This is a genomic window from Chryseobacterium pennae (assembly GCF_003385515.1).
In the GTDB taxonomy this organism is placed as follows: domain Bacteria; phylum Bacteroidota; class Bacteroidia; order Flavobacteriales; family Weeksellaceae; genus Chryseobacterium; species Chryseobacterium pennae.
In genome coordinates this window covers 333,788-358,445 of sequence record NZ_QNVT01000001.1, presented here as the reverse complement: position 1 = coordinate 358,445, position 24,658 = coordinate 333,788, and the positions used below count along the sequence as shown (strand labels likewise).

At 36.6% G+C, this 24,658-nt stretch carries 20 protein-coding genes; 14 read left to right on the top strand and 6 right to left on the bottom strand.

What is annotated here, in order from left to right; all coding sequences use genetic code 11:
* Window positions 1-6: 6 nt before the first annotated feature.
* From DRF65_RS01615 to DRF65_RS01600, 4 genes are all read left to right on the top strand, one after another.
* Window positions 7-1,566: an SGNH/GDSL hydrolase family protein gene (locus tag DRF65_RS01615; protein ID WP_115968314.1), complete on the top strand. Its 1,560-nt coding sequence runs from the start codon at window positions 7-9 to the stop codon at window positions 1,564-1,566.
* Window positions 1,567-1,651: 85 nt separating this feature from the next.
* The gene (locus tag DRF65_RS01610; RefSeq protein WP_115968312.1) at window positions 1,652-2,590 is read left to right on the top strand and encodes a ribose-phosphate pyrophosphokinase; all 939 of its coding nucleotides are present in this window, start codon (window positions 1,652-1,654) and stop codon (window positions 2,588-2,590) included.
* A 55-nt stretch (window positions 2,591-2,645) separates the two neighbouring features.
* Window positions 2,646-3,299, top strand: a complete 654-nt coding sequence (locus tag DRF65_RS01605; protein WP_115968310.1) for a 50S ribosomal protein L25/general stress protein Ctc — start codon at window positions 2,646-2,648, stop codon at window positions 3,297-3,299.
* A gap of 209 nt (window positions 3,300-3,508) precedes the next feature.
* Window positions 3,509-4,729 (top strand): cysteine desulfurase, encoded by a 1,221-nt coding sequence (locus tag DRF65_RS01600; RefSeq protein ID WP_115968309.1) that lies wholly within the window; start codon window positions 3,509-3,511, stop codon window positions 4,727-4,729.
* Window positions 4,730-4,825: 96 nt separating this feature from the next.
* Here DRF65_RS01600 and hemE read toward each other — a convergent pair whose 3' ends face one another.
* The 4 genes from hemE to hemA are packed head-to-tail and all read right to left on the bottom strand — an operon-like array spanning window position 4,826 to window position 8,815.
* Window positions 4,826-5,857 (bottom strand): uroporphyrinogen decarboxylase, encoded by a 1,032-nt coding sequence (gene hemE, locus DRF65_RS01595; protein ID WP_115968307.1) that lies wholly within the window; start codon window positions 5,855-5,857, stop codon window positions 4,826-4,828.
* A gap of 46 nt (window positions 5,858-5,903) precedes the next feature.
* Entirely contained in the window at window positions 5,904-6,587 is a 684-nt protein-coding gene (locus DRF65_RS01590) for a uroporphyrinogen-III synthase (RefSeq protein WP_115968305.1), read from the bottom strand.
* Between the two features lie 58 nt (window positions 6,588-6,645).
* Window positions 6,646-7,554: a hydroxymethylbilane synthase gene (hemC, locus tag DRF65_RS01585; RefSeq protein ID WP_115968303.1), complete on the bottom strand. Its 909-nt coding sequence runs from the start codon at window positions 7,552-7,554 to the stop codon at window positions 6,646-6,648.
* Window positions 7,541-8,815 (bottom strand): glutamyl-tRNA reductase, encoded by a 1,275-nt coding sequence (gene hemA / locus DRF65_RS01580; RefSeq protein WP_115968301.1) that lies wholly within the window; start codon window positions 8,813-8,815, stop codon window positions 7,541-7,543. The genes hemC and hemA overlap by 14 nt, the downstream gene beginning before the upstream one ends.
* A 370-nt stretch (window positions 8,816-9,185) precedes the next feature.
* Here hemA and DRF65_RS01575 point away from each other — a divergent pair, with 370 nt between their 5' ends.
* The 6 genes from DRF65_RS01575 to DRF65_RS01550 all read left to right on the top strand — a co-directional run bounded on the left by DRF65_RS01575 (window position 9,186) and on the right by DRF65_RS01550 (window position 15,523).
* Window positions 9,186-10,211, top strand: coding sequence for a rod shape-determining protein (locus DRF65_RS01575; RefSeq protein WP_115968299.1), 1,026 nt, complete (start codon window positions 9,186-9,188; stop codon window positions 10,209-10,211).
* A gap of 28 nt (window positions 10,212-10,239) precedes the next feature.
* The gene (gene mreC / locus DRF65_RS01570; protein ID WP_115968297.1) at window positions 10,240-11,094 is read left to right on the top strand and encodes a rod shape-determining protein MreC; all 855 of its coding nucleotides are present in this window, start codon (window positions 10,240-10,242) and stop codon (window positions 11,092-11,094) included.
* Window positions 11,087-11,593 (top strand): rod shape-determining protein MreD, encoded by a 507-nt coding sequence (locus tag DRF65_RS01565; protein ID WP_115968295.1) that lies wholly within the window; start codon window positions 11,087-11,089, stop codon window positions 11,591-11,593. Before mreC ends, DRF65_RS01565 begins: the two co-directional genes overlap by 8 nt.
* Window positions 11,590-13,635 (top strand): peptidoglycan D,D-transpeptidase FtsI family protein, encoded by a 2,046-nt coding sequence (locus tag DRF65_RS01560; protein ID WP_115968293.1) that lies wholly within the window; start codon window positions 11,590-11,592, stop codon window positions 13,633-13,635. Before DRF65_RS01565 ends, DRF65_RS01560 begins: the two co-directional genes overlap by 4 nt.
* Window positions 13,632-14,861, top strand: a complete 1,230-nt coding sequence (gene rodA, locus DRF65_RS01555) for a rod shape-determining protein RodA (RefSeq protein WP_115968291.1) — start codon at window positions 13,632-13,634, stop codon at window positions 14,859-14,861. The genes DRF65_RS01560 and rodA overlap by 4 nt, the downstream gene beginning before the upstream one ends.
* An 80-nt stretch (window positions 14,862-14,941) precedes the next feature.
* Complete coding sequence (locus DRF65_RS01550; protein WP_115968290.1) at window positions 14,942-15,523, top strand: pentapeptide repeat-containing protein; 582 nt, start codon at window positions 14,942-14,944, stop codon at window positions 15,521-15,523.
* A gap of 174 nt (window positions 15,524-15,697) precedes the next feature.
* Here the strand turns inward: DRF65_RS01550 and DRF65_RS01545 are convergent, their stop codons facing one another.
* Both DRF65_RS01545 and DRF65_RS01540 read right to left on the bottom strand, forming a co-directional pair.
* Window positions 15,698-16,408 (bottom strand): C40 family peptidase, encoded by a 711-nt coding sequence (locus DRF65_RS01545; protein WP_115968288.1) that lies wholly within the window; start codon window positions 16,406-16,408, stop codon window positions 15,698-15,700.
* A gap of 504 nt (window positions 16,409-16,912) precedes the next feature.
* The gene (locus DRF65_RS01540) at window positions 16,913-19,108 is read right to left on the bottom strand and encodes a glutamine synthetase III family protein (protein ID WP_115968286.1); all 2,196 of its coding nucleotides are present in this window, start codon (window positions 19,106-19,108) and stop codon (window positions 16,913-16,915) included.
* 308 nt (window positions 19,109-19,416) lie between these two features.
* On the opposite strand from DRF65_RS01540, the gene DRF65_RS01535 reads away from it, so the two are divergent.
* The 4 genes from DRF65_RS01535 (at window position 19,417) to DRF65_RS01520 (ending at window position 24,647) form a co-directional block, all read left to right on the top strand.
* The gene (locus DRF65_RS01535; protein ID WP_115968285.1) at window positions 19,417-21,108 is read left to right on the top strand and encodes a DUF6909 family protein; all 1,692 of its coding nucleotides are present in this window, start codon (window positions 19,417-19,419) and stop codon (window positions 21,106-21,108) included.
* 175 nt (window positions 21,109-21,283) lie between these two features.
* Complete coding sequence (locus DRF65_RS01530) at window positions 21,284-21,754, top strand: DUF1572 domain-containing protein (protein ID WP_115968283.1); 471 nt, start codon at window positions 21,284-21,286, stop codon at window positions 21,752-21,754.
* A gap of 193 nt (window positions 21,755-21,947) precedes the next feature.
* Complete coding sequence (locus DRF65_RS01525; protein ID WP_115968281.1) at window positions 21,948-23,786, top strand: M1 family metallopeptidase; 1,839 nt, start codon at window positions 21,948-21,950, stop codon at window positions 23,784-23,786.
* Window positions 23,787-23,888: 102 nt separating this feature from the next.
* Window positions 23,889-24,647 carry a type III pantothenate kinase gene (locus DRF65_RS01520; protein ID WP_115968280.1) on the top strand — a complete coding sequence of 253 codons (759 nt, stop codon included), beginning with the start codon at window positions 23,889-23,891 and terminating at the stop codon, window positions 24,645-24,647.
* The last annotated feature ends 11 nt before the right edge of the window (window positions 24,648-24,658 follow it).

Below are 24,658 nucleotides of genomic sequence, written 5' to 3'. Positions count from 1 at the left end.
AAGACTATGAAAAAAATTATAATATCAACAATAGCAGTTTCTGCACTTCTTTTTACCGTAACAAGCTGTAAGACTGATTTTGATACGGATGTAAAAGATATACAACCTTCAAAAGGGAATGCTGATTTCTCAAAATATGTTGCGTTAGGAAATTCACTTACTTCCGGATATAGAGACGGTGCTCTTTATGTAGATGGGCAGAATGAATCTTATCCGTCAATGATGGCTCAGCAAATGAAACTTGTAGGAGGTGGAGACTTCAGGCAGCCTTTAATGGGTGATAATAACGGAGGATTGCTTCTGGCTGTTGCACCTGGTGTTACTCCCCAAATTCAAGATACAAAGCTTTATATAAAAGGTTTTGTTGATGGAGCTCCTGATATAAGTAATATCAATGATAATAAAGCGGCAAACTTGGTTAATACAGTTCTTAAAGGACCTTTTAATAATATGGGAGTTCCGGGAGCAAAAGTAGCTCATTTATTAGCTCCTAAATATGGTGATGTTGCAGGAATTATACCTAAGACGGCAAACCCTTATTTTGTAAGATTTGCTTCATCCCCTACTGTATCTGTGATTGATGATTTTGTAAGTCAAAATCCTACTTTCTTCTCTCTATGGATAGGAAATAATGATGCTTTATTATATGCTTTGGCAGGTGCAGACAGTTCTGTTGAAACTTTAACGCCTCCAGCTCAGTTTAAAACATATTATGATCTGTTGATTTCTAAAATTGATGCAACAAAAGCGAAAGGAGTTATTGCAAATATTCCAAGTGTAACTTCTATTCCTTCTCTGACAACAATACCAACAAATCCTTTAACTGCTGCAGTGTTAGGAAAAGGAAATGTTGCTGTAGGAGAGGCTACAATTGATGATTTGAATAAAAATGTATATGGCCCGTTAAGTCAGATTTTAGCAGGATTAGGAGCAGGAGACAGAATTAAACCACTTTCTAAATCTGCTGCGAATCCATTGCTGATTAAAGACGAAAGTATTACAAATCTGGGTGCACAGATTACTGTTGCTGCGGCCAATTCAGGAAATCCAACATTAGTAATGCTTGCTCCTTATCTTGGTGCTACTTACGGACAGGCTAGACAGGCAAAATCAGGAGATCTTATTCCTTTAACTACCAAGGCTGCGATCGGTTCAGTGGAAACTGCTCTTCCTGCAGGAATTCCGGCATCTCTTGGTGCTAGAGGGGTTTCTTACCCGTTTGCAGACAAATATGTTCTGATCCCATCTGAAATTAAGGAGATCAATGACGCTATTGATGCTTATAATGTTGTGATTAAAGCAGCAGCTACAGCTAAAGGATATGCTTTTGTAGATGCAAATGCTAAACTTAAGAAGCTGGCAGACGATTCCGGTATTTCTTGGGATGGGGTAAAATATACAGCTAAATTTGTATCCGGAGGTGCATTCTCACTGGATGGAGTACACTTAACAGGTAGAGGATACGGTGTAATTGCTAACGAATTTATCAGTGCTATTAATTCAACTTATAATTCGTCTATACCTCTTGTAAATCCTAATAATTATTCAGGAGTTACATTACCATAATTATTGATTAAATAAAAACTTAGAAACCACAAGAGTAAATCTTGTGGTTTTTTTTTAAATTTGCAAAATCTTTTAAAAAGTAAAAATGGCCGATCAGTTAAGTTATCTATTTTGTACAAGAACCAGCAGGGACTTGGCAGAGAAAATTGCCCAACATTATGGGAAAGAATTAGGGAAAATCAACTTTCAGGAGTTCAGCGATGGTGAATTTGAGCCTGTTTTGGACGAATCCGTAAGAGGAGGAAGAGTTTTCCTAATCGGATCTACATTCCCTCCTGCAGACAATCTTTTAGAACTTCTTCTAATGATTGATGCAGCGAAAAGAGCTTCTGCAAAGAGCATTACCGTTGTAATTCCTTACTTCGGACTTGCCAGACAGGACAGAAAAGACAAACCAAGAGCGCCGATCGGTGCTAAGTTAGTTGCGAATCTTCTTACAGCAGCAGGAGCAACAAGAGTGATGACAATGGATCTTCATGCAGATCAGATTCAGGGGTTCTTCGAAATTCCGGTAGATCATCTGTATGCTTCTTCAATCTTTGTTGATTACATCAAATCTTTACATCTTGACAATCTTACCATTGCTTCTCCGGATATGGGAGGTGCAAAAAGAGCAAAAAACTATGCAGGTCACCTAGGGGCAGAGGTAGTAATTGCTTACAAGGAAAGAAAAAAGGCCAACGTTGTAGAAGAAATGTTCCTTATTGGAGATGTAACAGGTAAGAATGTGATTCTTATTGATGACATGATCGATACAGCGGGTACGCTTTGTAAAGCAGCGGATATCCTGATCGAGAAAGGAGCAAAAACTGTAAGAGCTATGGCGACTCATGGAGTGCTTTCAGGGAAAGCTTACGAGAATATTGAGAACTCAAAAATTCTGGAAGTTATTGTAACTGACTCAATTCCTGTTAAAAATAATTTGTCATCTAAAATAAAAGTGCTATCTTGCGCCCCATTATTTGCGGACGTTATGACAATGGTTCATGAGCACAAATCAATCAGTAGCAAGTTTGTTATTTAATTGATTTTAAATAGTTTGCAGATTAAATTAAGAACAATTTTTTAAATTTTTATAAATGAAATCTATTACAATTCAAGGTACAAAAAGAGAAAGCGTGGGCAAAAAGTCTACAAAAGCTTTACGTGATGCTGAATTAGTTCCTTGTGTTGTTTATGGAGGTGAAGCACCTTTAAACTTCTCTGCTGAAGAGAAAGCTTTCAAAGGGTTAGTATACACTCCTGAAGCACACACGGTATCTATTGAAGTTGACGGAAAAACAATTCCAGCAGTTCTTCAGGATATTCAGTTCCACCCAATTACTGACAAAATTCTTCACATTGACTTTTATCAATTATCTGAAGACAAGCCAGTTGTTATGGAGGTTCCGGTAAGAATTACAGGACGTTCTAAAGGTGTTGTTTCTGGTGGTGTTTTACGTCAGTCTTTCAGAAAGCTAAAAGTAAAAGCTATCCCTGCTAACCTACCTGACGAAATCGTTGTTGATGTTACTCCATTAAGAATTGGTAACAAACTTTATGTAGGTGGTATCAAAACAGAAGGATATTCTTTCGTGCACCCAGACAATGCAGTAGTAGTTGCTGTTAAGATGTCTAGAAATGCAATGAAAGGTGGTGCTGCTGCAATGGATGAAGAAGATGAAGAAGAAGCAGAAGAAGTTGCAACTCAATCTCCTGATGTTCCAACAACAGAAGAAAAATCTGCAGAATAAGTATTGCTTATTTAATGATATAAGACCTGTCAAATTTTTGGCAGGTTTTTTTGTGCTTTTCAATCTATATCAGTTTTATTCATGTGATATCATTGAATATTTCTATTAACTGACAAGTATCAGCTTGTGACCGGATGCTTCCTTTCGAAAAAAAAGCCGTAAATTTGAAGAGTTCTAAATAAGGACGTCTTAATTTAAAAAATAAATAAATGTTTGACATTCAGGAAATAAGAAGCCAGTTTTCTATATTGGACAGAGAAGTGAATGGTAAGCCGTTGGTTTATCTGGATAATGCAGCTACATCTCAAAAGCCAAATTCGGTTTTGGAAGTCTGTCACGCATATTATACGGAACTTAATGCAAATGTTCACAGAGGAATTCATACATTAAGCCAATTGGCAACAGAAGAAATGGAACTTTCCAGAAGAAAGATCCAGAAATTCATTAATGCTGAACATGACTTTGAAGTAATTTTTACAAAAGGAACAACAGAAGGACTGAACCTTATCTCTTATATTCTAACGCAAAAATTGCAAAAAGACGATGAGATTATCATTTCTTATCTGGAGCATCATTCCAATATTGTTCCATGGCAATTGCTTTGTGAAAGAACAGGAGCAAAACTTCGGGTAATTCCTATTGATGAAAATGGTATTCTTCAGTTAGATTATTTTGATAAATTTTTAAGTGAAAAAACAAAAGTAGTTTCTGTAAATCAGGTTTCTAATGCATTGGGAATTGTAAATCCTATTGAGGAAATCATCGCGAGAACAAGAAAAAATACGGATGCCTATATCGTTATTGATGGGGCTCAGTCTGCACCTCATTTCAATATTGATGTTCAGAAATTAGATTGTGATTTCTTTGTATTCTCAGGACATAAAATGTATGCTCCGATGGGAACAGGTATTTTATACGGAAAACGTGAAATATTAGAAGCTTTGCCGCCATTCCATGGAGGAGGAGAGATGATTGCAACATGTTCTTTTGATAAAACAACTTATGCAGGACTTCCATTTAAATATGAAGCAGGAACGCCAAATGTAGGTGGAAATATTGCTTTGGGAGCAGCTGTTGATTTTATGAACAGAGTAGGGCATGAGAATATTCAGAACCATGAAAATGCTTTATTGGAATACGCTCAAAGACATCTTTTGGAAATTGAAGGATTGAAAGTATATGGCGAGAAAGCGAAGAGAACAGGTGTTGTTTCTTTTAATCTTGAAGGAGTCGGGATTTCTTCTGATGTAGGAATGATTCTGGATAAAATGGGTATTGCTGTAAGAACAGGGCATCACTGTACGCAGCCCATCATGGAATTTTTCAATATTGCTGGAACGGTAAGAGCAAGTTTTGCGGTTTATAATACCTTTGAGGAAATTGATCTTCTGGTAGAAGGAGTGAAAAAAGCACAACGAATGTTGAGTTAGTACTATTTAAAACCAAACATATAAAAGAAGCCCTGTCAGTAATGATAGGGCTTCTTTTATTATCGTAAATCTTCGGTGTGAAGATTGATTTTGTGTTTATAAAGTTGGTTTCCAGTCAACCACCGCTCTGATGAATGCTTCAGCATTTTCAACAGGAACATTAGGGAGAATTCCATGCCCTAAGTTGGCGATATATCTGTCCTTTCCGAAACGGTTAATCATTTCATTTACCATTTTCTTGATGGTTTCAGGAGTTGAATGTAATCTGGCAGGATCAAAGTTTCCTTGTAGTGTCATCGTGTGGTTTGTCAATGTTCTTGCGAATTCCGGCTTAATGGTCCAGTCAACACCAAGAGCGGAAGCTTTAGACATCGTCATATCTTCCAATGCAAACCAGCATCCTTTTCCGAATACTACCACATGGGTAAGTGGGCTTAATGCTTCAACGATCTGATTGATGTACTGCCATGAGAATTCCTGATAGTCAGTTGGAGAAAGCATTCCGCCCCATGAATCAAAAACCTGTACAGCAGAAACTCCTTTTTCTACCTTTCTCTTAAGGTAGGCAATCGTAGTATCAGTAATCTTCTGAAGTAATAAATGAGCTGCTTCAGGTTGTTGGAAACAGAAAGATTTAGCAATATCAAAAGCTTTACTTCCTTTTCCTTCTACGCAGTAGCAAAGAATTGTCCATGGAGATCCGGCAAAGCCGATCAATGGAATGTCGTTGTCTAATTTCTGTAGAGTAAGTTCAATAGCATCAAAAACGTAACCTAAAGTATCATTCACGTCCGGAGTCACAATATTCTGAACCTGTTCCATTGTTCTGATCGGAGTATCCAACCATGGACCAACGGATTCTTTCATTTTGAAATCGATTCCCATAGCCTGTGGCACTACCAAAATATCAGAAAACAGGATCGCCGCATCTAAAGGAAATCTGCGGATAGGCTGCATCGTAATCTCTGCAGCAAGTTCAGGCGTTTGACATCTTGTAAAGAAATCGTATTTGTCTCTTAAGGCAATGAATTCCGGCAGATATCTTCCAGCCTGCCTCATCATCCAGACAGGAGGTCTTTCAACGGTTTCTCCGCGAAGTGCTTTTAAATATAGGTCGTTTTTTATCATAATCTATTTAAACTAATATCACCGTCTAAATCCGGTAACAGATATTCTAAAGTTTGCTCACGATTTCCCGTCTTATCAGCTCGAATATAGAATTCAGCGTGTTTTCTTCGGACGTGAAAATATTCTCGTGAGTATAATTTCTCAATTCCCCGGATGTAGTTTCTCCAATGGAAAACAGCTTCATCTCTTTCAGGGAATTTTGCTTTGCAAAACTACGAACTCCGCTTGGACTAAAAAATACTGCAGCATGATATTTTTCAGGAATTAAAGGATTGGTTTCCTCCGTATTGTAGATCGTAATTTTTTTATACTTAATGTTTTGCAGAGGAAGATCTTTGTCCAGTACATTAATAGCAAGATTACCACAGAAGTGGAGAAATTGCTCATGCTGGCAGTTCCCGATGATAAATCTGGAAAGAGTTTCAGCATTTTTTAAGACTTTAAAAGTTCCAAATCCGTGCTTTCTTAATGCTTTTTTTGTCTTTTCACCAACACAGTAGATCTTGTTATAGTTTTTAGCCGTGAAATTTTCATTAGGCTTAAACCTGTTTTTGAAAAATGAAGCTACACCATTCACGCTGGTAAAAATCAGGGAATAGTTTTTCAGATCAAAGGGGCTGATCAGAATAGGCTTGGTCTTAATCACCTCAACACAGTCAACCGAGATATCCTCTCCTAATTCTTTGGATATAATGGTTTGGTCTATATTTTTGGTAAATAAGATTTTCATGTCTGTTGGATTAGAAGATGAAAAATACAGTTAAAAGAAATTGGAAATCTAAATTATCTTAGATCTGGCTTTTGATTTCAGCCATCAATTCTTTTCCTCCGTTTTCCAGCACTACCTTTGCGAATTTTTCTCCAAAATTTTCTTCCGGATTGTATTCGAAATTTTCATCAATGGCAATACAGTTTTTACCATCAAGAGAACAAAGTGAGGCTACAAAGCGGATCTGATCCTCAATAATTTCGGCAAAAGCTCCGATAGGTGCTGTACATCCTCCTTCTAAAGTGCTAAGGAAGTTTCGTTCAATTTCTACACAGATCTGGGTAGGTTTGTGATTGATCTGTTTCAGTATTTCATTGATTTCCGGTTTGTCGGAATGTCCTGCTACGGCAATAACACCCTGAGATGGGGCTGAAATCATGACCGGAAGCATTTCGTAATCAATTTCCATTTTCATTCTTTTGATCCCTGCCAAAGATAGAATGGTCGCATCAAAATTTCCATCTTCAAGCTTTTGAAGACGGGTCTGGATATTTCCTCGGATATCAGAAAACTCAGTATTCGGAAAATGTCTTAACCAGAAAGCTCTTCTTCTCAGGCTGCTTGTGGCAAGTCTCAGTTCATGAAGTTCTTTATTTCTGGCTGATTCTTTTCTGATGAGAATGTCCTGTGGAAAGTCTCTTTCAAGATAGGAGATCATCTCAATATTCTGAGGTAACAGGGTAGGAACATCTTTTAAAGAGTGAACAGCAATATCTATTTCATCATTCAATAAGGCAGTATCAAGGTCTCTTGTGAAAACCCCGGTGATTCCTAATGAGTATAAAGGCTGATTAAGATTCTTATCGCCAGAAGAAACGATAGGAACAATCTCCGTTAAATAATTGTTGTTCTGAAGGTGCCTTGCAACCTCTCTAGCCTGCCAAAGTGCAAGTGCGGAATTTCTTGTTCCGATTCTAATGCTTTTCATTGAATTCGTTGTTTGGTTGTTCAACTAATATTTCGTGCATTAATTTACTAATTTCTTCGGCTTTTAAAGGATTATCGATGATATATTTTGCAAAACGGTTGGTGATCTTCTGGATCATTTTATCAGAAAGCTCCATATCCGTGATGTCTATATATTTATTTTTCTTGTAAAAATTATGCATTTCATTGCGTTCCATGTTCTTTAAAACAGCTTTGAAATGATGAATGTTTGGTGCTAATTTTCTTTTTTTCTCCCACTCAATGAAATCTTTCATCAGATCCTTAATGATCTTTTCAGCTTTTGGAATTTCCTTTTCTCTTTGCTGGATCGTTTCCTGAATCTGTTTTGAAAGCTCATCCACATCAATTAACGTTACATTTTCATTTTCCGTAACATTCTTTTCAACGTTATGAGGGATGGAAAGGTCTATTACCAATGTTTCTTTTCCGTTCGGGAAATGCGATTGGTTGATAATCGGGTGTTTAGCCCCTGTAGCCACGATAAGAATATCAGTGTTTTTTAATTCCTTGTCAAAATCAGAATAATCAACGTGAGGAATATTATATTTCTGGGAAATCTTTTCAGCTTTCTCCTGAGTTCTGTTCGCTATTTTAATTTTTGGCTGGTAAACATGTTTTACCAGGTTTTCAACGGTGTTCTGCCCAATCTCACCCACACCAAGAAGAAGGATATTCTTTTCAGCAATTCTCTTTTGGCTGTTTAAGATATAGTGAACGGCAGCATAAGAAACAGAAGCAGCTCCGTTGGAAATTCCTGTTTCATTCTTTATCCTTTTAGAAATCTGAATGGCAGCATTAATGGCTCTTTCCAGATATGGATTAGAATTCTGTCTTTCCTTTTTAAAACGGCTGTATGCTTTTTTGATCTGACCAATAATCTCAAAATCTCCGATAATCTGGCTTTCCAAACCGGCAGCTACTCTGAAAAGATGTATCAAAGCCTCTTCTTTAGTCAGAATATTGGCAAACTGAAGGAAGTCCGTAAGGTTTACCCCAATGGTTTTGCAGTATTCTTCAGCGACTAAAAGATAATTGGAAGAAGTGGTATAGATTTCAGTCCTGTTACATGTGGAAACCACAAATGCATCCCCAAGGTCTTCCTGATGGACGCGGGAAACAAAATTTTTGATGTTTTCATCAAAGAATGCAAACTTTCCTCTCGTTTCTACATCGGCCTTTTCGTAGCTTATAGAAAGCACGGCAAAATTCGATGTTTGATGGATGTTGGAATACTGTAACATAAGCAACGGCAAATTTACGTTTTTTTTAATTAATCATCCCCTGATAGTGTATATGATAATTATCGTAAAAAACTATAGAGAGATTCAAAAAGGCATCTGTGGAAGTTAAAATGCTGTTGAAGACAAAATATAAATAAAGAAATTTTCAAATTCGCTTATTTACCTGTTTGTTTTCTCTGCTTTTCTTTGTGTTTTTGACTCTCAAATTGTCCCGTTAATTTTAGTTGAAATCAAACTCTGTAATTATCTAAACAGAAAGTTAATAAAGAATTATAAATTTTAATAAAATTTTAACCAAATTATGTTGTAATGAAATTTCTTTAGTAGGGTTAAATTTATATCTTTGTAAACTTAAAATCAGAAGAAAAATATGAGTTTATTTGATATGTTTACGCAAGAAATTGCGATAGACCTGGGAACAGCTAATACCCTTATCATTCACAATAATAAAATTGTTATAGATCAGCCTTCAATTGTTGCAATTGAACGATCTACGGGTAAACCTATTGCTGTAGGGGAACAGGCTAAGCATATGCAAGGTAAAACTCACGAGGATATCAAGACGATTCGTCCATTGAAAGATGGGGTTATCGCAGATTTCCACGCTTCTGAACACATGATCAAGGAATTTATCAAAAAAATTCCTGGAATCAAGGGTAAATTCATACAGCCTGCATTAAGAATTGTAATCTGTATTCCTTCTGGTATTACTGAAGTTGAAAAAAGAGCGGTAAGAGACTCTGCTCAGAAAGTCAACGCAAAAGAAGTAAGGTTAATTTACGAGCCAATGGCAGCTGCTATAGGAGTTGGGATCGACGTACAGAAACCTGAAGGAAATATGATCATTGATATAGGTGGAGGTACTACAGAAATTGCAGTAGTAGCTTTAGGTGGTATCGTATGTGATAAATCTGTAAAGATTGCAGGAGATGTATTTACCAATGATATTGCTTATTTCTTAAGAACTCACCATAACCTTTATATTGGAGAAAGAACTGCTGAAAGAATTAAAATTGAAGTAGGTTCTGCTGTAGAGGATCTTGATGTAGACATCGAAGATATTCCAGTACAAGGTAGAGACCTTATCACAGGGAAACCAAAAGAAATTATGGTAGGGTATAAAGAAATTGCCCGTGCATTAGACAAATCTATCATCAGAATTGAAGATGCTGTAATGGAAACTCTTTCTCTTACGCCACCGGAATTGGCTGCTGATATTTATAAAACGGGTATTTATCTTGCCGGAGGAGGTGCGTTGTTAAGAGGTCTTGCGGATAGAATCCACAAAAAGACAGGTCTTCCTGTATTTGTAGCGGAAGATCCGTTGAGAGCTGTAGTTCGCGGAACTGGTATTGCCCTTAAGAATATGGATAAATTCAATTTCTTAATTAAATAATTTTAACTTTTTACGACTATATATCTGAATGGGATTTTTGCTGAGATTATTTTCGAAGAACACACTTTTTATCTTCTTTATATTCCTGCAAATTATTGCTCTGGTTCTGATATTCTCTAGAAATGCCATGCAGAGATCTTGGATTGCGGGGCAAACGGCTGCGTTGAATTCATGGATTTCCGGGTATATTGATGAGGGGGTTTCTTATCTGAAACTAAAACAGATCAATGAAGATCTTGTGGTTCAGAATAAAGCCCTTATGGCAGAACTCTATGGGAAAGACGGATCAAAAAATCCTGTTTTCAAAAGAGTACATGATACCATCGGAGGTGGTCAGATCTATACTTTTGTTGATGGTGAAATTGTTTTCAACAGTATCAACAGAAGAAATAACTATTTTACAATCAACCGTGGCCGCAGAGACGGGGTCTTTCCTCAGATGGGGGTAATGGCACCTAGGGGTATTGCGGGGATTGTTATCAATTCTACAGACAGTTACGCATTGGTTCAGTCAGTATTGAGTGTCAACAAAATCAGAATTAATGCAGCGCTGAAAGATTCAGGATATTTTGGAACGTTAACATGGAATGGAGATAACTCCAGGGTGATGCACCTTGCGGATATTCCAAAATATGTTGCTTTAAAAGTAGGAGATACCGTTGTTACAGACGGTAAGTCTGCCATATTCCCGAAAGGGGTGACAATTGGAACTATTGCCGGATATTCTGTAGATAATAAAACAGGTTTCTGGGATATTTCTGTGGAACTGAGTGAAAAAATGGGTGCGTTGAATAAAGTGTATGTCGTGAAGAACCTGAAGAAAGCAGAAGTGCAGAAGATTCAGGACACGATGCAGACTGTAATAAAAAAGGAAAATGATTAGCAGGACTTTATTTACTGATATATTGATCATGATATTTCTTGTTGCATTACAGATTTTTGTATTGAACAGGATTACCATTTTCGGGAAATATACTCCGGTATTATATCCTGTATTCGTCATGTTCTATCCTTTTTTCAGAAATAAATTTCAGTTCCTGGCGTTAAGTTTTCTGATAGGATTATCTATTGATGGGTTTCTCTATTCATGGGGAATCAATGCTTTTGCAACAACATTGATTGCTTATTTTAGAACCTTGATATTCAGAACATCTACAGATACGTCTACAGACTTTTTCTCCTTTCAGTCCCTGCAATGGGCGCAGTTTTTGCTGTTTTTATTTTCAAGTATTTTCCTGCATCAGCTTTTAGTTCAATATATTGAGTTCTTTAAGTTTAGCAGGTTTTTCGAAATATTATTTAATGTGTTGGTGACTAGCGTAATTTCATTTATATTTATAGTTGTCTACGCATTAATATTTAAAATCAAACAAAAAGTTTGAACACACGTTATTTAAAAATCTTTTCCGTCCTTGTTGTAATCGCTCTTATTTTTGTAGCGAGGCTTGCATATTTGCAGTTGTTTACAGACCGTTATGCACTGAATGCAGCCAACACTTCCATCAAAATTGAATATGTAATTCCTCAACGAGGGGTAATTTTTGACCGTAACGGAAAAATTATGGTGGGAAATCAGCCCGCTTATGAGATTTCCTTTACCCAAGGCTTAATGAAACCGGATTTTGATACAATAGGTTTTTGCAGCCTGATGAAAATCAATAAGGCAGACTTTATCAACAAGATCAATATTATTAAGAAAGAAAAATATTATTCTAAGCTGACACCTATGACCTTTTTAAAGGATCTCAGCAGGGAAGATATTGCGAGAGTGCAGGAAATTATTTTTAAATATCCTGCCTTTAATATTGTACAGAGACCTCAGCGTCAATATGAAGTTTCTACTTCAGGTAACCTTTTAGGATATACCAGTGAAGTAAATGAAAAAGAGATTAAAAAAGACTCTGTCTATTATTTACCTGGAGATTTTATCGGAAAAACAGGTGTTGAAAAGTCTTATGAGAAGGAACTCCGTGGGGTAAAAGGAATGAAGTATATCCAAAAAGATATCAGACTCCGAAATATTGGATCTTATAAAAACGGATCTTTGGATAAAGATGTAATTACGGGTAAAGATATTACGTTAACTATTGATTATGATCTTCAGAGAACGGCTGAAGAAATGCTGGTCGATAAACACGGTGCCATTGTAGCTATTGACCCTAATAATGGGGAAGTATTAGTAGCAGCAACCGGACCGGATATTGATCCGAACCTTTTCACCGGACCTTATAAATCCAAAAATTTATATGCCCTGTCAAAAGATACGCTTTATGAAAACAAGCCTACTTTTGATCGTTCTTTACAGGCGGGATATCCTCCGGGATCAACTTTCAAGTTGTTGACTGCCTTGGCTGCCATGCAGATGGGCGTAATGGATGAAAAGACTGTTTTTCCTTGTGGTGGTGGATTTTTCTATAAAGGAAAAAGAATTAAAGGACATGGTGGTGCAGATCCGTTGATTCCTTCTATTCAGGTTTCCAGTAACTGCTTTTTCACCTATGCATTTATTGCTATTATCAAAAAATATCCCGGAAACCCTTCAAAAGGTGTTGATGAATGGAAAAAGATCATGAGCAGCTTTGGTGTTGGAGAGTTTTTAAATAATGACTTTGCGGTAGGAGCAAAAGGAAGAATTCCTTCCGGAGATTTTTATGAGAAAAGGTTTAAAGCCATCATGAAAGCAAGTGGGTCTCAGAGAACTGATTTTAAAAACTGGGATGAAATGTCAACCGGAGCCATCTATAACGGGATGGGGCAGGGAGATGTTTTGGTAACCCCTATTCAGTTGGCCAATTATGTAGCTGCTATCGCTAACAAAGGATGGTATTACACGCCTCATATTGTAAAAGCTATTGATGGAAAGGCAAACCCTGATCCAAGATTTAAGGTTAAACACCAGACTCTAGTTGATCCAAAACATTTTGAACCTGTTTTAAAAGGTATGGAAGCCGTAGTGTTGAGAGGAACCGCAAGAGGGCTGAAATCCAATGACTTTACACAATTAGCCAAAACAGGTACCGCACAGGTACCGCAAGGAAAAGATAACTCCATCTTCGTATTGATTGCTCCTGCTGATAAACCAAAAATTGTTGTGGTTGCAGTAATGGAACACGCGGGATTCGGAGCAACGTGGGCAGGCCCGGCTTGTACAGTGATTGCTGAAAAATATATTACCGGAGATTTAAAAAGAGAAAATCTTTATAAAAAAATGATTACCTCGAGTTTCATGCCGGAATATAAGAGACAGTGGATTGCAGACTTGAAGCGTAAAGGACTTTATAAAGATCCTAAACCTGATTCCATTAAACAAAAAAGAATAAAGGATAGCCTGGAACTTGTTAAACAACAAAAAGCCAAGCTCCAAAAGAAAATAGAAGAAGATAAGAAGAATAGTAACACTGTTAAAAAACCTGTTAAGCAATGAAATGGACAGAAGGGATAGATAAACTGGGCCTTGGGCTGTATTTCCTGCTTTGCATTTTTGCCATTGCCAATATCTACAGTGTTGACCAGAAATTAGGAGAAAAACAGTTGATATTCTTCTGTATATCTTTAGTGGTGGGACTCGTTATATTTTTAGGAAGAAGTAAGTTCTTCGAAAATATGGCCGGTATTATTTATATAGGCGGGGTTCTGTTACTGATCGGGCTTTTCCCTTTCGGAAAGGAAATTCTGGGGCAGAAGAACTGGTATAAGTTCGGAAGTCTTACCATGCAGCCTGTAGAGTTCGCAAAAATAGGTACTGCATTGATGCTGGCCAACTATGTTTCAGGGCCTGATTTTAATCTTAAGAATAGAAAATCACTGCTTACAGGTTTAGGGATTATTGGTATTCCGGCGGTTGTAGTATTGGCTATTCCCGATGTTGGTTCTATGCTTGTATTTATTGCATTCTTTATCGCTTTATACAGGGAAGGATTAAGTGGTTTGCTATTTGGGGTAGGTTTCGTTTTCGCTGCCGTTTTTTTGGTGGCTCTTGCGATTCCGCCAGTATATGTAGCGGCTGCTATTCTAATCATTGCAGGTGTTCTGATTGCGATGAATTATCATAGAATGTCGTGGGATGTGATTTCGATTTCTGGAATTTCAGGGTCTATTCTTTTATTATGTGGATTGGCATTCGGGTCACCTTATATCTTAGAAAAATTGCCTAAACACCAGAGAGAACGAATTGAGGTTCTTTATAAAGGTGAAAAAGCATTTAGAGATACTTCAGGATACAACTTATTATATTCCAAAACAGCGATTGGATCCGGAGGCCTTTTAGGGAAAGGATACCGTGAAGGATCAGTCACTCAAGGTAAATTTGTTCCCGAACAGGAAACTGATTATATTTTCTGTACAGTGGGGGAAGAGTGGGGCTTCTTAGGAAGTGCTATCCTTGTTTTATGCTATATGGTATATATCGGACGGATCTATTATCTGGCAGAGAGGCAGAAATCTACCTTTAACCGGGTATTTGGGTATTGCTTTGCCTCGATTTTATTAATGCACTTTTCAATCAATTTAGGGATGGTTATGGGGCTTTTCCCAACGGTAGGAATCCCGCTTCCGTATTTCAGTTATGGTGGAAGTTCTTTGCTGGCCTTCTCCATGATGACTTTTATTTTCTTTAAACTTAATTATTCGGATAAGAACAGCTTAGTATAGCTATTTCCAAAGATTTAACTTTGTTTAAGTTCTGCAGAATTTGTGGATTCTATTGTTATACCTATAAATCATTACTTTTTATGAAAGACGCTTATATTTTAGATCAAAATTTTGAGAATACAGATTTTGTACAATCTCCATTGGAAAAAGGAGAGTATGAGAATTGTACTTTTAAGAATTGCAGCTTTGAATATGGAAACCTATCCGGTTTTAGTTTTACAGATTGTGAATTTATAGGATGTAACCTCAGCATGGTAAAACTTACCTCAACGGCCTTTAGGAATGTTTTTTTCAAGGAATGTAAAATGTTAGGCCTGCAGTTTAGTGATTGTAATGGCTTTGGTCTTTCCTTTAAGTTTGATGGGTGTGCTCTTCATAATTCTATATTCTATCAGACCTCAATAAAGAAAACTGTTTTTAAAAATTCTAAACTGATTGAAGTGGATTTCACTGAATGTGATTTATCCAATGCAGTATTTGGCAACTGTGATCTGTCAGGAGCTGTTTTCGATAATTCTAACCTTGAAAAAGCAGATTTGAGGACTTCGGTAAACTATTCAATAGATCCGGCTTTAAATAAGCTTAAAAAGGCCAGATTTTCGCTTTCTGAAATATATGGACTCTTGTATAAGCTGGATATTGAAATAGACAGAAATAGCTAGGTGTTGAATGTTGGTCTAAGCATTAATCATTAATTTCAATAGAAGCGAGCTTTAGCCTGCTTTTTATATAAAATGCATTCCATTGATTTATCCGAAACTTAATAGAGGTAAGACAAATAAAAAAGCCGTCAGAATTTCTGATGGCTTCATTATTTAAATCAATTATTTATAAAATTAAAAATTTGCTGGTGTAGCTTGAGTAGCAGAAGCTAGATTGTTGTAATTTTCTCCTTCTACATTAATTACTCTTTTTGCGAATCTGAATTTAGGTCCCCAATAAGAATCATTCAGTGAAGAAACCATTACTCCTTTAGATGTTGCTGCGTGAATAAATTTGATCTCTCCTTCTTCAGTAACACTTTCTACAATACCTACGTGAGAAATTCTTCTTCCATGAGAAAAGAAGATTAAGTCTCCTTTCTGTAATTCTCCTTTTTCAACTCTTTCACCTTCCTGAGCCTGAGAAGCCGCTACTCTTGGTAAAGTAAGACCTGCTGCAGCTCCAAAAACAGAAAGAACGAAAGCTGAACAATCAATGCCTCTTCTTGTAGTTCCTCCATATCTGTAAGGAGTTCCAAGGTATGTTTCAGCTTCTTCAAGGATACCGTCAATGGTTTTATTGTGTTTGATTGCTTTTGCAATCTCAGAATTCTTAACTGCTTTTTTAGCATTTGCTATAGATGCCGCTTTTTCTGCAAGGAATGAGTCTATCAATTTCTGCTTATCCTGCTCCATTTTTTTGTTATCAATAGAAGCTAGTTTGGCATCTGTTTTGTATTCTTTAGCGTAAGTTGCTGGTTTTGAAACTACATAATTGGTAGCACACGATTGCAATGATACAGTAGTAACTAAAGCAACTAAATAAAACAAAACTCTTTTCTTCATATATACTTGATTAACCGTGTTAAATTGGAATATTTATTTTCAAAAGCAATACAAAAGTAGAGATTCCGAGCTAAAGACCCCTGATATGATAATTGTCAGGATCTTATTTTAACACTATTTAACATATTATTTACATATGTTAAAGAAAAATAAACCGCAACCGCCTATTTTTGGTAATCCTGCGGTTTTTTTTATTAAGATTCTTTAACAAAATTCATCGATATTCTTCTATAAATCATGTTTTGTAATTTAAAACTCTAATTTTCAAGGGTGTTAAAAAAACAAAATAAATTTTAAAAAAACCTTTATTTCATGGGTGTTTGAGCTTTGTTTTGCTTATTGCTTTAAATAATATCTCTTATTATTATATAAAACGGGATTTTAAAACTCTTTTTTTGATATGAAGTGATCAAAATCTTAACAAAACCATCCTTGATCATCGTAAGGGAATAAAAAAATTCCTCAGAAAACTGAGGAATTTAACTAATATGGAACTTTACAGAGTTATTTTGTAAACAACATCTCTCTGTATTTCGTCATCGGCCAAAGCTCATCGTCTACCATCATTTCAAGGTTGTCAGATGCTTCTCTGATACCGTCAAATAAAGGTTTTACTTTGTTGCAGTATACTTCTGCCTGCTTTTGGCTGTCTGATATGCTTTTTGCCGCTTCTCTGGCTTTGATAAGATCTTCAACACCCAGCTTGATTTTTGAAACATTTTCAGAAATGCTGGTGATTAGGCTCATCTGTTCTTTTGCCAACGGTTTAAATTCTTTATCTCCGAAGATATCCTTAAGACCCTTAACGTTCTCAATTAATCTGTTCTGATAATTTAAAGCGGAAGGAATAATGTGATTTCTTGCGATGTCACTCAACACTCTCGCTTCAATATCAATAACAGTAGAGTATTTCTCTAGTTTAATCTCGTTTCTTGCTTCCACTTCTCTGTGGTTAAAGATTCCCATTTCTTCATAAAGATCAAGGAATTTTTTATCCATTTCCTGCTTAAGAGCTTCTGGAGTGGTTTTCAGATTATTCAACCCTCTTTTTTTAGCTTCTTTTGCCCAGTCGTCAGAATATCCGTCACCTTCAAACATAATGCTTTTGCACTGTTTGATGTATTCTCTTAATATATTGAAAATAGCTTCGTCTTTCTTCAGTCCTGTTTCGATCAAAGCATCTACTTCTTTTTTGAAATCACCTAATTGCTTTGCTGCAATCGTATTCATTACCGTCATAGATTCTGCACAGTTTGCAGATGATCCTACCGCTCTGATCTCAAATTTATTTCCTGTAAATGCAAATGGAGAAGTTCTGTTTCTATCTGTATTGTCCAGTAGAATTTCAGGGATTTTTCCAACTACATTTAATTTTAGTTCTGTTTTTTCTTCAGGAGATAATTTTCCGTTAGTTACTTTTTCAAGTTCTTCTAATACACTGAATAACTGACTTCCGATAAATACGGAGATAATTGCCGGTGGAGCTTCATTAGCACCTAATCTATGGTCGTTACTTGCAGAAGCGATACTTGCTCTTAAAAGATCTGCATACTCGTAAACAGCTTTAATTGTGTTCACGAAGAATGTTAAGAACTGTAAGTTTTTCTTAGGGTTTTTTCCCGGGCTTAACAGGTTTTCACCAGTATCAGTTGCTAAAGACCAGTTGTTGTGCTTTCCGCTTCCGTTTACCCCTGCGAATGGCTTTTCATGGAACAAAATATGGAAATGGTGCTTGTGAGCAACTCTTGCCATGATATCCATCAATAAAGAGTTATGATCTACAGCAACATTTACTTCTTCAAACATAGGAGCCAATTCAAATTGATTTGGAGCTACCTCATTGTGTCTTGTTGTTGCAGGGATTCCCAGCTTCATACATTCGATTTCCAGTTCTTTCATGAAGTTCATTACCCTTGTAGGGATAGAACCGAAGTAATGGTCATCTAATTGCTGTCCTTTTGCAGGAGAGTGTCCTAACAAAGTTTTACCTGTTAATACAAGATCCGGACGTGATTGGTATAATGCTGAATCAACCAGGAAATATTCTTGTTCCCAACCTAAAGTGGGAGTTACTTTTGTTACGTTTTTATCAAAATACTGCATTACGCTGGTTGCAGCTTCGTCTACAGCATTTAAAGCCCTTAAAAGAGGTGCTTTATAATCTAAAGTTTCTCCAGTATAAGAGATGAAGATTGAAGGAATACATAATGTAGTTCCCATAATGAAAGCCGGAGAAGTAGGGTCCCAAGCTGTATAACCTCTGGCTTCGAAAGTGTTTCTGATTCCTCCATTCGGGAAAGAAGACGCATCCGGTTCCTGCTGGATCAATAAGTTTCCGCTGAATCTTTCTATCGCTCTGCCTCCTTCGATAGGGGTGAAGAAAGAATCGTGTTTTTCGGCAGTTGTACCCGTCAAAGGCTGAAACCAGTGAGTATAGTGAGTTACTCCTTTACTCATTGCCCAGTCTTTCATTGCTACGGCAACCTGATCTGCAATGTGTCTCTGGATTTTAGTCCCTTTTTTTACCGCATCCATAATAGACTGGAATGCTTCTTTCGTTAAATATTCTCTCATTGTTTCTTCTGAGAAAACATTTTGGCAGAATAGTTCTGATAATTTCGCCGGGATTTCGACATTGTTGTCTTTTCTGAAATCCTTAAATGGAAGAGTTTCTAATGCTTTGAATCTTAAGGTTGACATATTTGGGTAGATTTTGATAGGGCAAATTTACAAAAAAAATGAAATGAAAATGATTTGACCCCTAAAATTTTCAGGGGTGTTGTGAAATTTTATATAAATTAAACAATTGTTTGGGGTGTTTTTGATAGGGGTGATTGTTTTTTTTAATGGTTAAAATGTAATATTTAAAGGTGTTTTAAAGGGTAGGGTAGCTCTAAATACATTTTACATGATACATGCCGCAATCCTGTGCGAATTTAAGCTACTTATTAAAAGATAGTTAAAATAAAATGGGCAAAGATTTCGTATATTTGTGTGAAATTTATTTTATGACAAATTCTAGAGCAAGAGAAACAACAGAAGCTATTGAAAGATTATATATCTCTATGAGACACTTATTTTATAGAGGATTTTTCAAACCGGCAGGTGTTTCAGGAGAAAGTATCAGAAGCTTGTTGAAAACCATCAATCCGGAAATTTATGGAACCATGAGTGTCCCGAGTAAATTGGAACTTGATGGTCTAATGTATGTATTAGACAGGCTTCCGGAAGGGATTGAGGAATGTGCTTTTATTCATCTTACATCTGATGAAGGTTTTGATAAAGGAAGTTTCGAACCTATTGTTCCAAAGAAAAGAAGAAGAAACTGTTATAGAATAGACGAACACCAGATGAATATTGAGGTTCTTTTAGGCCGTTCCGAAATTTATGACATTCTTACTCACCTTACATTCCTATTTATAGAAGCTGATAAAATCCGTAACCTGGCATTCATTCAGGACGAAAACTGGAAGCCGACACGAGCCTTCAAAATTATTGAAGAGGTAGTGAAAGGTGAAAAGAAATTCAGCAGAAAAGAAAAAGAAGTGGCATTGATCCACCTTTCTTCATTAATAGGAAGATCTTTTGATGAAACATTAATAGCTTATAATACTTTTGGTGATGATAATAACCCAGACCGTTTATTTAAAATCATGTATAATCTAGCAAAAGTAAGTCTTGAAGATGCAAAGGGAACTACAGAGAGAGAAATTCATTTCAGTGCTATATTAAAGGAAAGGGTAGGGCACCACTATTTCGGAGAGAAGTGGGCTAATAAAGTGAAGGAGGTTTTATTTGAAAACAATCTTCATACCCGTCCACTGCATATTATTTCTGCCAATATGCACTCTGTGAAAAATATGCTTTATGCGAATGATGCCCTTAAAAAGAAGCATAATAACGAAGTGGATTATAAACTGTATGAAGAGATTTCAAACAAAAAAGAACTTCGTGATAAGGTATTGAAGTATGCTTTAGACGAAGGAATGATTCATATTGCGGATAAAAGCGGAAGTAATATCGATGTACAGATTATTGATCTTAGTAAGATGAATCTGAAGAATACCCCGTTTGCTGACTGTAAGTTTGGAGGGGATGATGTGGTGATGGTATTTGATTATGCTTTCGGAGAACAGGCTTTTGAGGTAATGGATGAATTGCTGAAGCCTTACGAACATAAAGGAGAAGTATACATGATGCATGTAAAATCTGTTTCTATTATGGGGAAAGCAGGTATCCTTACCGGAGAAAAAGGAGATATTATGATCCCGACTTCTCACATCTTTGAAGGAACTGCTGATAACTATCCTTTTGAAAATGCATTGAAGCTTGATGATTTTAATGATGATGAACTGAAAGCATTTGAAGGTCCGATGATTACTGTTTTAGGAACATCGCTTCAGAATAAGGATATTTTATCTTACTTCATGAACACTTCATGGAAAGCGATTGGTCTTGAAATGGAAGGAGCTCATTATCAGAAAGCGATTCAGGTAGCTTCTAAAATCAGACATCATATTTCACCGGATCTGTTTGTTTGCTATGCATACTATGCTTCAGATAATCCTTTGGAAACAGGAAGTACCCTATCTTCAGGAGGTTTAGGCCTTACAGGAGTGAAGCCAACGTATCTGATTACTTTAAGAATCCTTGAAAAGATCTTAAAAAGCGGAAAAAAAGAAGTTTCTGCTAAGAAATAATTGTAATTTCATATTATAATATAAGCCTCAGGTGTTTTACATCTGAGGCTTTTTTTGTTTTAAATACTTAGGATATTGAGCCTTGTCAAGGTTTTAAACCTTGACAAGGCTTAGTGTTATCTGCAAGATCTAGATCAATATTTTAATTACTTATCTTTAGAAAAACATATTGATCATGAGTTCTGTATTACAATTAGCCAAAAGATTCAGAGAAGTTTTGCTAGACGGCCTCTGGATTGCCAATACCAATTTTAAAGATCAGCTTTCTGATGTAACATGGGAACAGGCTGTAACGAAGGTTGGTACTTTAAATACTATTGCTATGCTCACTTTTCATATTGATTATTATATTGCCGGGATTACTCCTGTTTTTGAAGGAGGAAATCTGGAAATAAAAGACAGGTACAGTTTTGATCTCCCACCCATAGAATCTCAGGAACATTGGGAGGCGCTGCTGACTAAGCTATGGTCAGACTCAGAGAAGTTTGCCGTTTTATTAGAAAAGATGCCGGATTCAAAGCTTGATGAAATGTTTGTGGATCAAAAGTATGGAACGTATCAAAGAAATATTGACGGGATGATAGAGCACGCATATTATCATCTGGGGCAGATTACTCTTATCAAGAAACTATTACAAAAGCAATAATGTATTAGCCGGATAAGACAACACCAGATGGTCATCTGTGAAAATCTGCGTAATCCGTAGTTAAAAAAATAATCTTACTGTTCATTTAACAAAACAGATGGAAAGTTATCTAAAACAGAGCAAAACCCTGTTATAACTCCACATTTTAAGGTTTTGTTTAAATTACTTACCTTTAAAAAAAATTAAATTTTAAATGAGAAAATCGGCTGCAATCATTTTTGCGTTTATCATTTCACAATTTCAGGCTCAGCAAGGAGCTTATTATCAGCAGGCTGCGAAGTACAAGATGGATATCGATGTCAATGCTGAAAAATTTACCTATCAGGGAAAACAAACTTTAGAATACACCAATAACTCACCGGATGAGCTTAATGTAGTGTATTTCCACCTGTATTGGAATGCTTTTAAGCCTAATTCCATGATGGATCAGAGAGTTTCTTCCCAAGGGAAAAATGGTGACGGAAGGTTGCAGAAAAACGGAATCTCAACACTGTCTTCCATTCCAAAAGATCAGGAAGGCGCTCAGAATATTCACTGGATCAAACAGAATGGTAAAGATCTGAAATTTGAAGTTCAGGAAACGATTATGAAAGTATATCTGGCAGATCCTATTAAACCAGGCTCTACAACAACTTTTATGATGGATTGGGATGCTGTAATTCCTCAGCAGATCAGAAGAAGTGGAAGAAATAACAGAGAGGGGGTGGATATGACCATGACACAATGGTATCCAAAAATTGCCGAATATGACTATGATGGCTGGGCAACATTTGATTATCTGGGAAGAGAATTCCATGCGCCTTTCTCTGATTTTGATGTAACTATTAAAATCAATAAGGATTATGTAGTAGGAGCAGGAGGAATTCTTGAAAATCCAGCTGAGGTAAAAGGTTATGATGCTGCTGCAAAGATCAAAGCAGAAAAAGATAAGAAAGCCACATGGAAATGGACTGCCAAAAATATCCTTGATTTTGCATGGAGTGCAGACAGAGATTATTCTGTAGAAAGCTTTAATGTTCCTGAAGGGCCAAAAGTATATTTAGTCTATCAGAAAAATGATAAAACGAAAGTATGGAGTGAAGCTCAGCCTTATATTACCAAGTATTTCCAGATTATGAATTCTCATTTCGGAAAATATGTATACCCTACTTATGCTTTCATTCAGGGAGGTGACGGTGGAATGGAATACGGAATGTGTACCATGATTCTGGGTGAGGCTAAAGATATCAAAGGGCTGATGGGGCTAATGGCTCACGAAGGTTCTCACTCATGGTATCAGCAGATGCTTGCTACGAATGAATCTGTACGCCCATGGATGGATGAAGGCTTTACCAGCTATGCAGAAGGTTATACCATGTACCAGCTGTTCCCGGAAGAACTTCCGAATCCGTTTGCCAATACTTTGAATGCATACAGAAACTTCGTTAAAAAAGGAATTGAAGAACCGGCTGTGTGGTTAGGAGATCACCATGATAACGGAACATCTTATACGTATGCTTCTTATGTAAAAGGAGAATTGTACCTGGTACAGCTGGGATATATCATGGGAGAACAGAATCTTGCAGAGACTTTAAAGCAATATTATGACCAATGGAGCATGAAACACCCTTCAGACAGAGATTTTCTTCACATTGCTCAAAAGGTTTCAGGAATGGATTTAAAATGGTTCCACAATTATTGGATCAATACCACCAAAACGATCGATTACGGAATTAAGGATGTAAAGTATGATGCGAAATCTACAACAATTACCCTTGTTAATAACGGTCAGGTTCCGATGCCGGTTGATTTCAGTGTAATGACTACAGATAAGAAGATTGTTACTTATCAGATTCCATTGAATATGACCCATACCTGGAAAGAGAAAGATGCTTACGGAGAATTCAAGACAATGCCTTACTGGCCTTGGACGCAGAAAGAGTATACGATCACGGTTCCTTATACAAAATCTCAATTGTCTGTATTAGGAATTGATTTTAGTCAGAGAATTGCAGATGTAAATATGGAAGATAACTTTGTAGAAGTAAAATAAAAAGATCAACATAGAGATAAAAGGAGTATTTGTAAGTACTCCTTTTATTTTTTTATAAATTTGGAACTCAAATTTTTTCAAATCCTAGCCTGTTAAAATATAATGAATTCAATTGTAATAAATGTAGGGAACAGTAATATCAGATTTGGTCTTTTTAATGGTGATAATTGTGATATTTCCTGGGTAATCAATACAAAGCCTTACAGAACAGCAGACGAGCTTTATGTACAGATGCTGATGCTTTATCAGACTTATAAAGTTGAGCCAAAAGAAATAGAAAAGGTAATCATTGGATCTGTGGTACCTCAGCTTACCAAAGTGATGAGTTCGGGAATCAAGAAGATCCATGGAGTTACACCGATCATTGTTGATCGTACAACTCCGTCAGCAGTGGTGGCGAAGTCAAAGCAGATGGGGACGGATATTTATGCGAACCTTGTAGCTGCTCATAATCTTTATCCAAACAGAAAAAAGATTGTTATTGATTTTGGAACAGCGCTTACAGCAAGCTGTGTTGCAGAAACTGGGGAAACCTTGGGGGTAATTATTGCTCCGGGGATTGTAACCTCTTTAAACTCTCTGATCCATCAGACAGCTCAGCTTCCGGATATTGAACTTAAAAGACCTAAATCAGTATTGGGATTAGATACGGTAACCTGCATGCAAAGCGGAATGGTATACGGTTTCCTGGGAATGGTAGAAGGCTTTATCAACCGGATCAATGATGAGGTGAACGATGATTGCTTTGTTGTGGCAACAGGGGGTGTTTCTCATGTATATAAGCCTTTAACGGATAAAATTCATGTAATGGATAGGCTTCATACTCTGAAAGGGCTTTATTTCCTTGGAAAAGATCTCTAGATCATCCAAAG

Bases quoted from the DNA above. Each gene is read 5' to 3' on its own strand.
- DRF65_RS01615 (WP_115968314.1), top strand. From the start codon at position 7: ATGAAAAAAATTATAATATCAACAATAGCAGTTTCTGCACTTCTTTTT.
- DRF65_RS01610 (WP_115968312.1), top strand. From the start codon at position 1,652: ATGGCCGATCAGTTAAGTTATCTATTTTGTACAAGAACCAGCAGGGAC.
- DRF65_RS01605 (WP_115968310.1), top strand. From the start codon at position 2,646: ATGAAATCTATTACAATTCAAGGTACAAAAAGAGAAAGCGTGGGCAAA.
- DRF65_RS01600 (WP_115968309.1), top strand. From the start codon at position 3,509: ATGTTTGACATTCAGGAAATAAGAAGCCAGTTTTCTATATTGGACAGA.
- hemE (WP_115968307.1), bottom strand. From the start codon at position 5,857: ATGATAAAAAACGACCTATATTTAAAAGCACTTCGCGGAGAAACCGTT.
- DRF65_RS01590 (WP_115968305.1), bottom strand. From the start codon at position 6,587: ATGAAAATCTTATTTACCAAAAATATAGACCAAACCATTATATCCAAA.
- hemC (WP_115968303.1), bottom strand. From the start codon at position 7,554: ATGAAAAGCATTAGAATCGGAACAAGAAATTCCGCACTTGCACTTTGG.
- hemA (WP_115968301.1), bottom strand. From the start codon at position 8,815: ATGTTACAGTATTCCAACATCCATCAAACATCGAATTTTGCCGTGCTT.
- DRF65_RS01575 (WP_115968299.1), top strand. From the start codon at position 9,186: ATGAGTTTATTTGATATGTTTACGCAAGAAATTGCGATAGACCTGGGA.
- mreC (WP_115968297.1), top strand. From the start codon at position 10,240: ATGGGATTTTTGCTGAGATTATTTTCGAAGAACACACTTTTTATCTTC.
- DRF65_RS01565 (WP_115968295.1), top strand. From the start codon at position 11,087: ATGATTAGCAGGACTTTATTTACTGATATATTGATCATGATATTTCTT.
- rodA (WP_115968291.1), top strand. From the start codon at position 13,632: ATGAAATGGACAGAAGGGATAGATAAACTGGGCCTTGGGCTGTATTTC.
- DRF65_RS01550 (WP_115968290.1), top strand. From the start codon at position 14,942: ATGAAAGACGCTTATATTTTAGATCAAAATTTTGAGAATACAGATTTT.
- DRF65_RS01545 (WP_115968288.1), bottom strand. From the start codon at position 16,408: ATGAAGAAAAGAGTTTTGTTTTATTTAGTTGCTTTAGTTACTACTGTA.
- DRF65_RS01540 (WP_115968286.1), bottom strand. From the start codon at position 19,108: ATGTCAACCTTAAGATTCAAAGCATTAGAAACTCTTCCATTTAAGGAT.
- DRF65_RS01535 (WP_115968285.1), top strand. From the start codon at position 19,417: ATGACAAATTCTAGAGCAAGAGAAACAACAGAAGCTATTGAAAGATTA.
- DRF65_RS01530 (WP_115968283.1), top strand. From the start codon at position 21,284: ATGAGTTCTGTATTACAATTAGCCAAAAGATTCAGAGAAGTTTTGCTA.
- DRF65_RS01525 (WP_115968281.1), top strand. From the start codon at position 21,948: ATGAGAAAATCGGCTGCAATCATTTTTGCGTTTATCATTTCACAATTT.
- DRF65_RS01520 (WP_115968280.1), top strand. From the start codon at position 23,889: ATGAATTCAATTGTAATAAATGTAGGGAACAGTAATATCAGATTTGGT.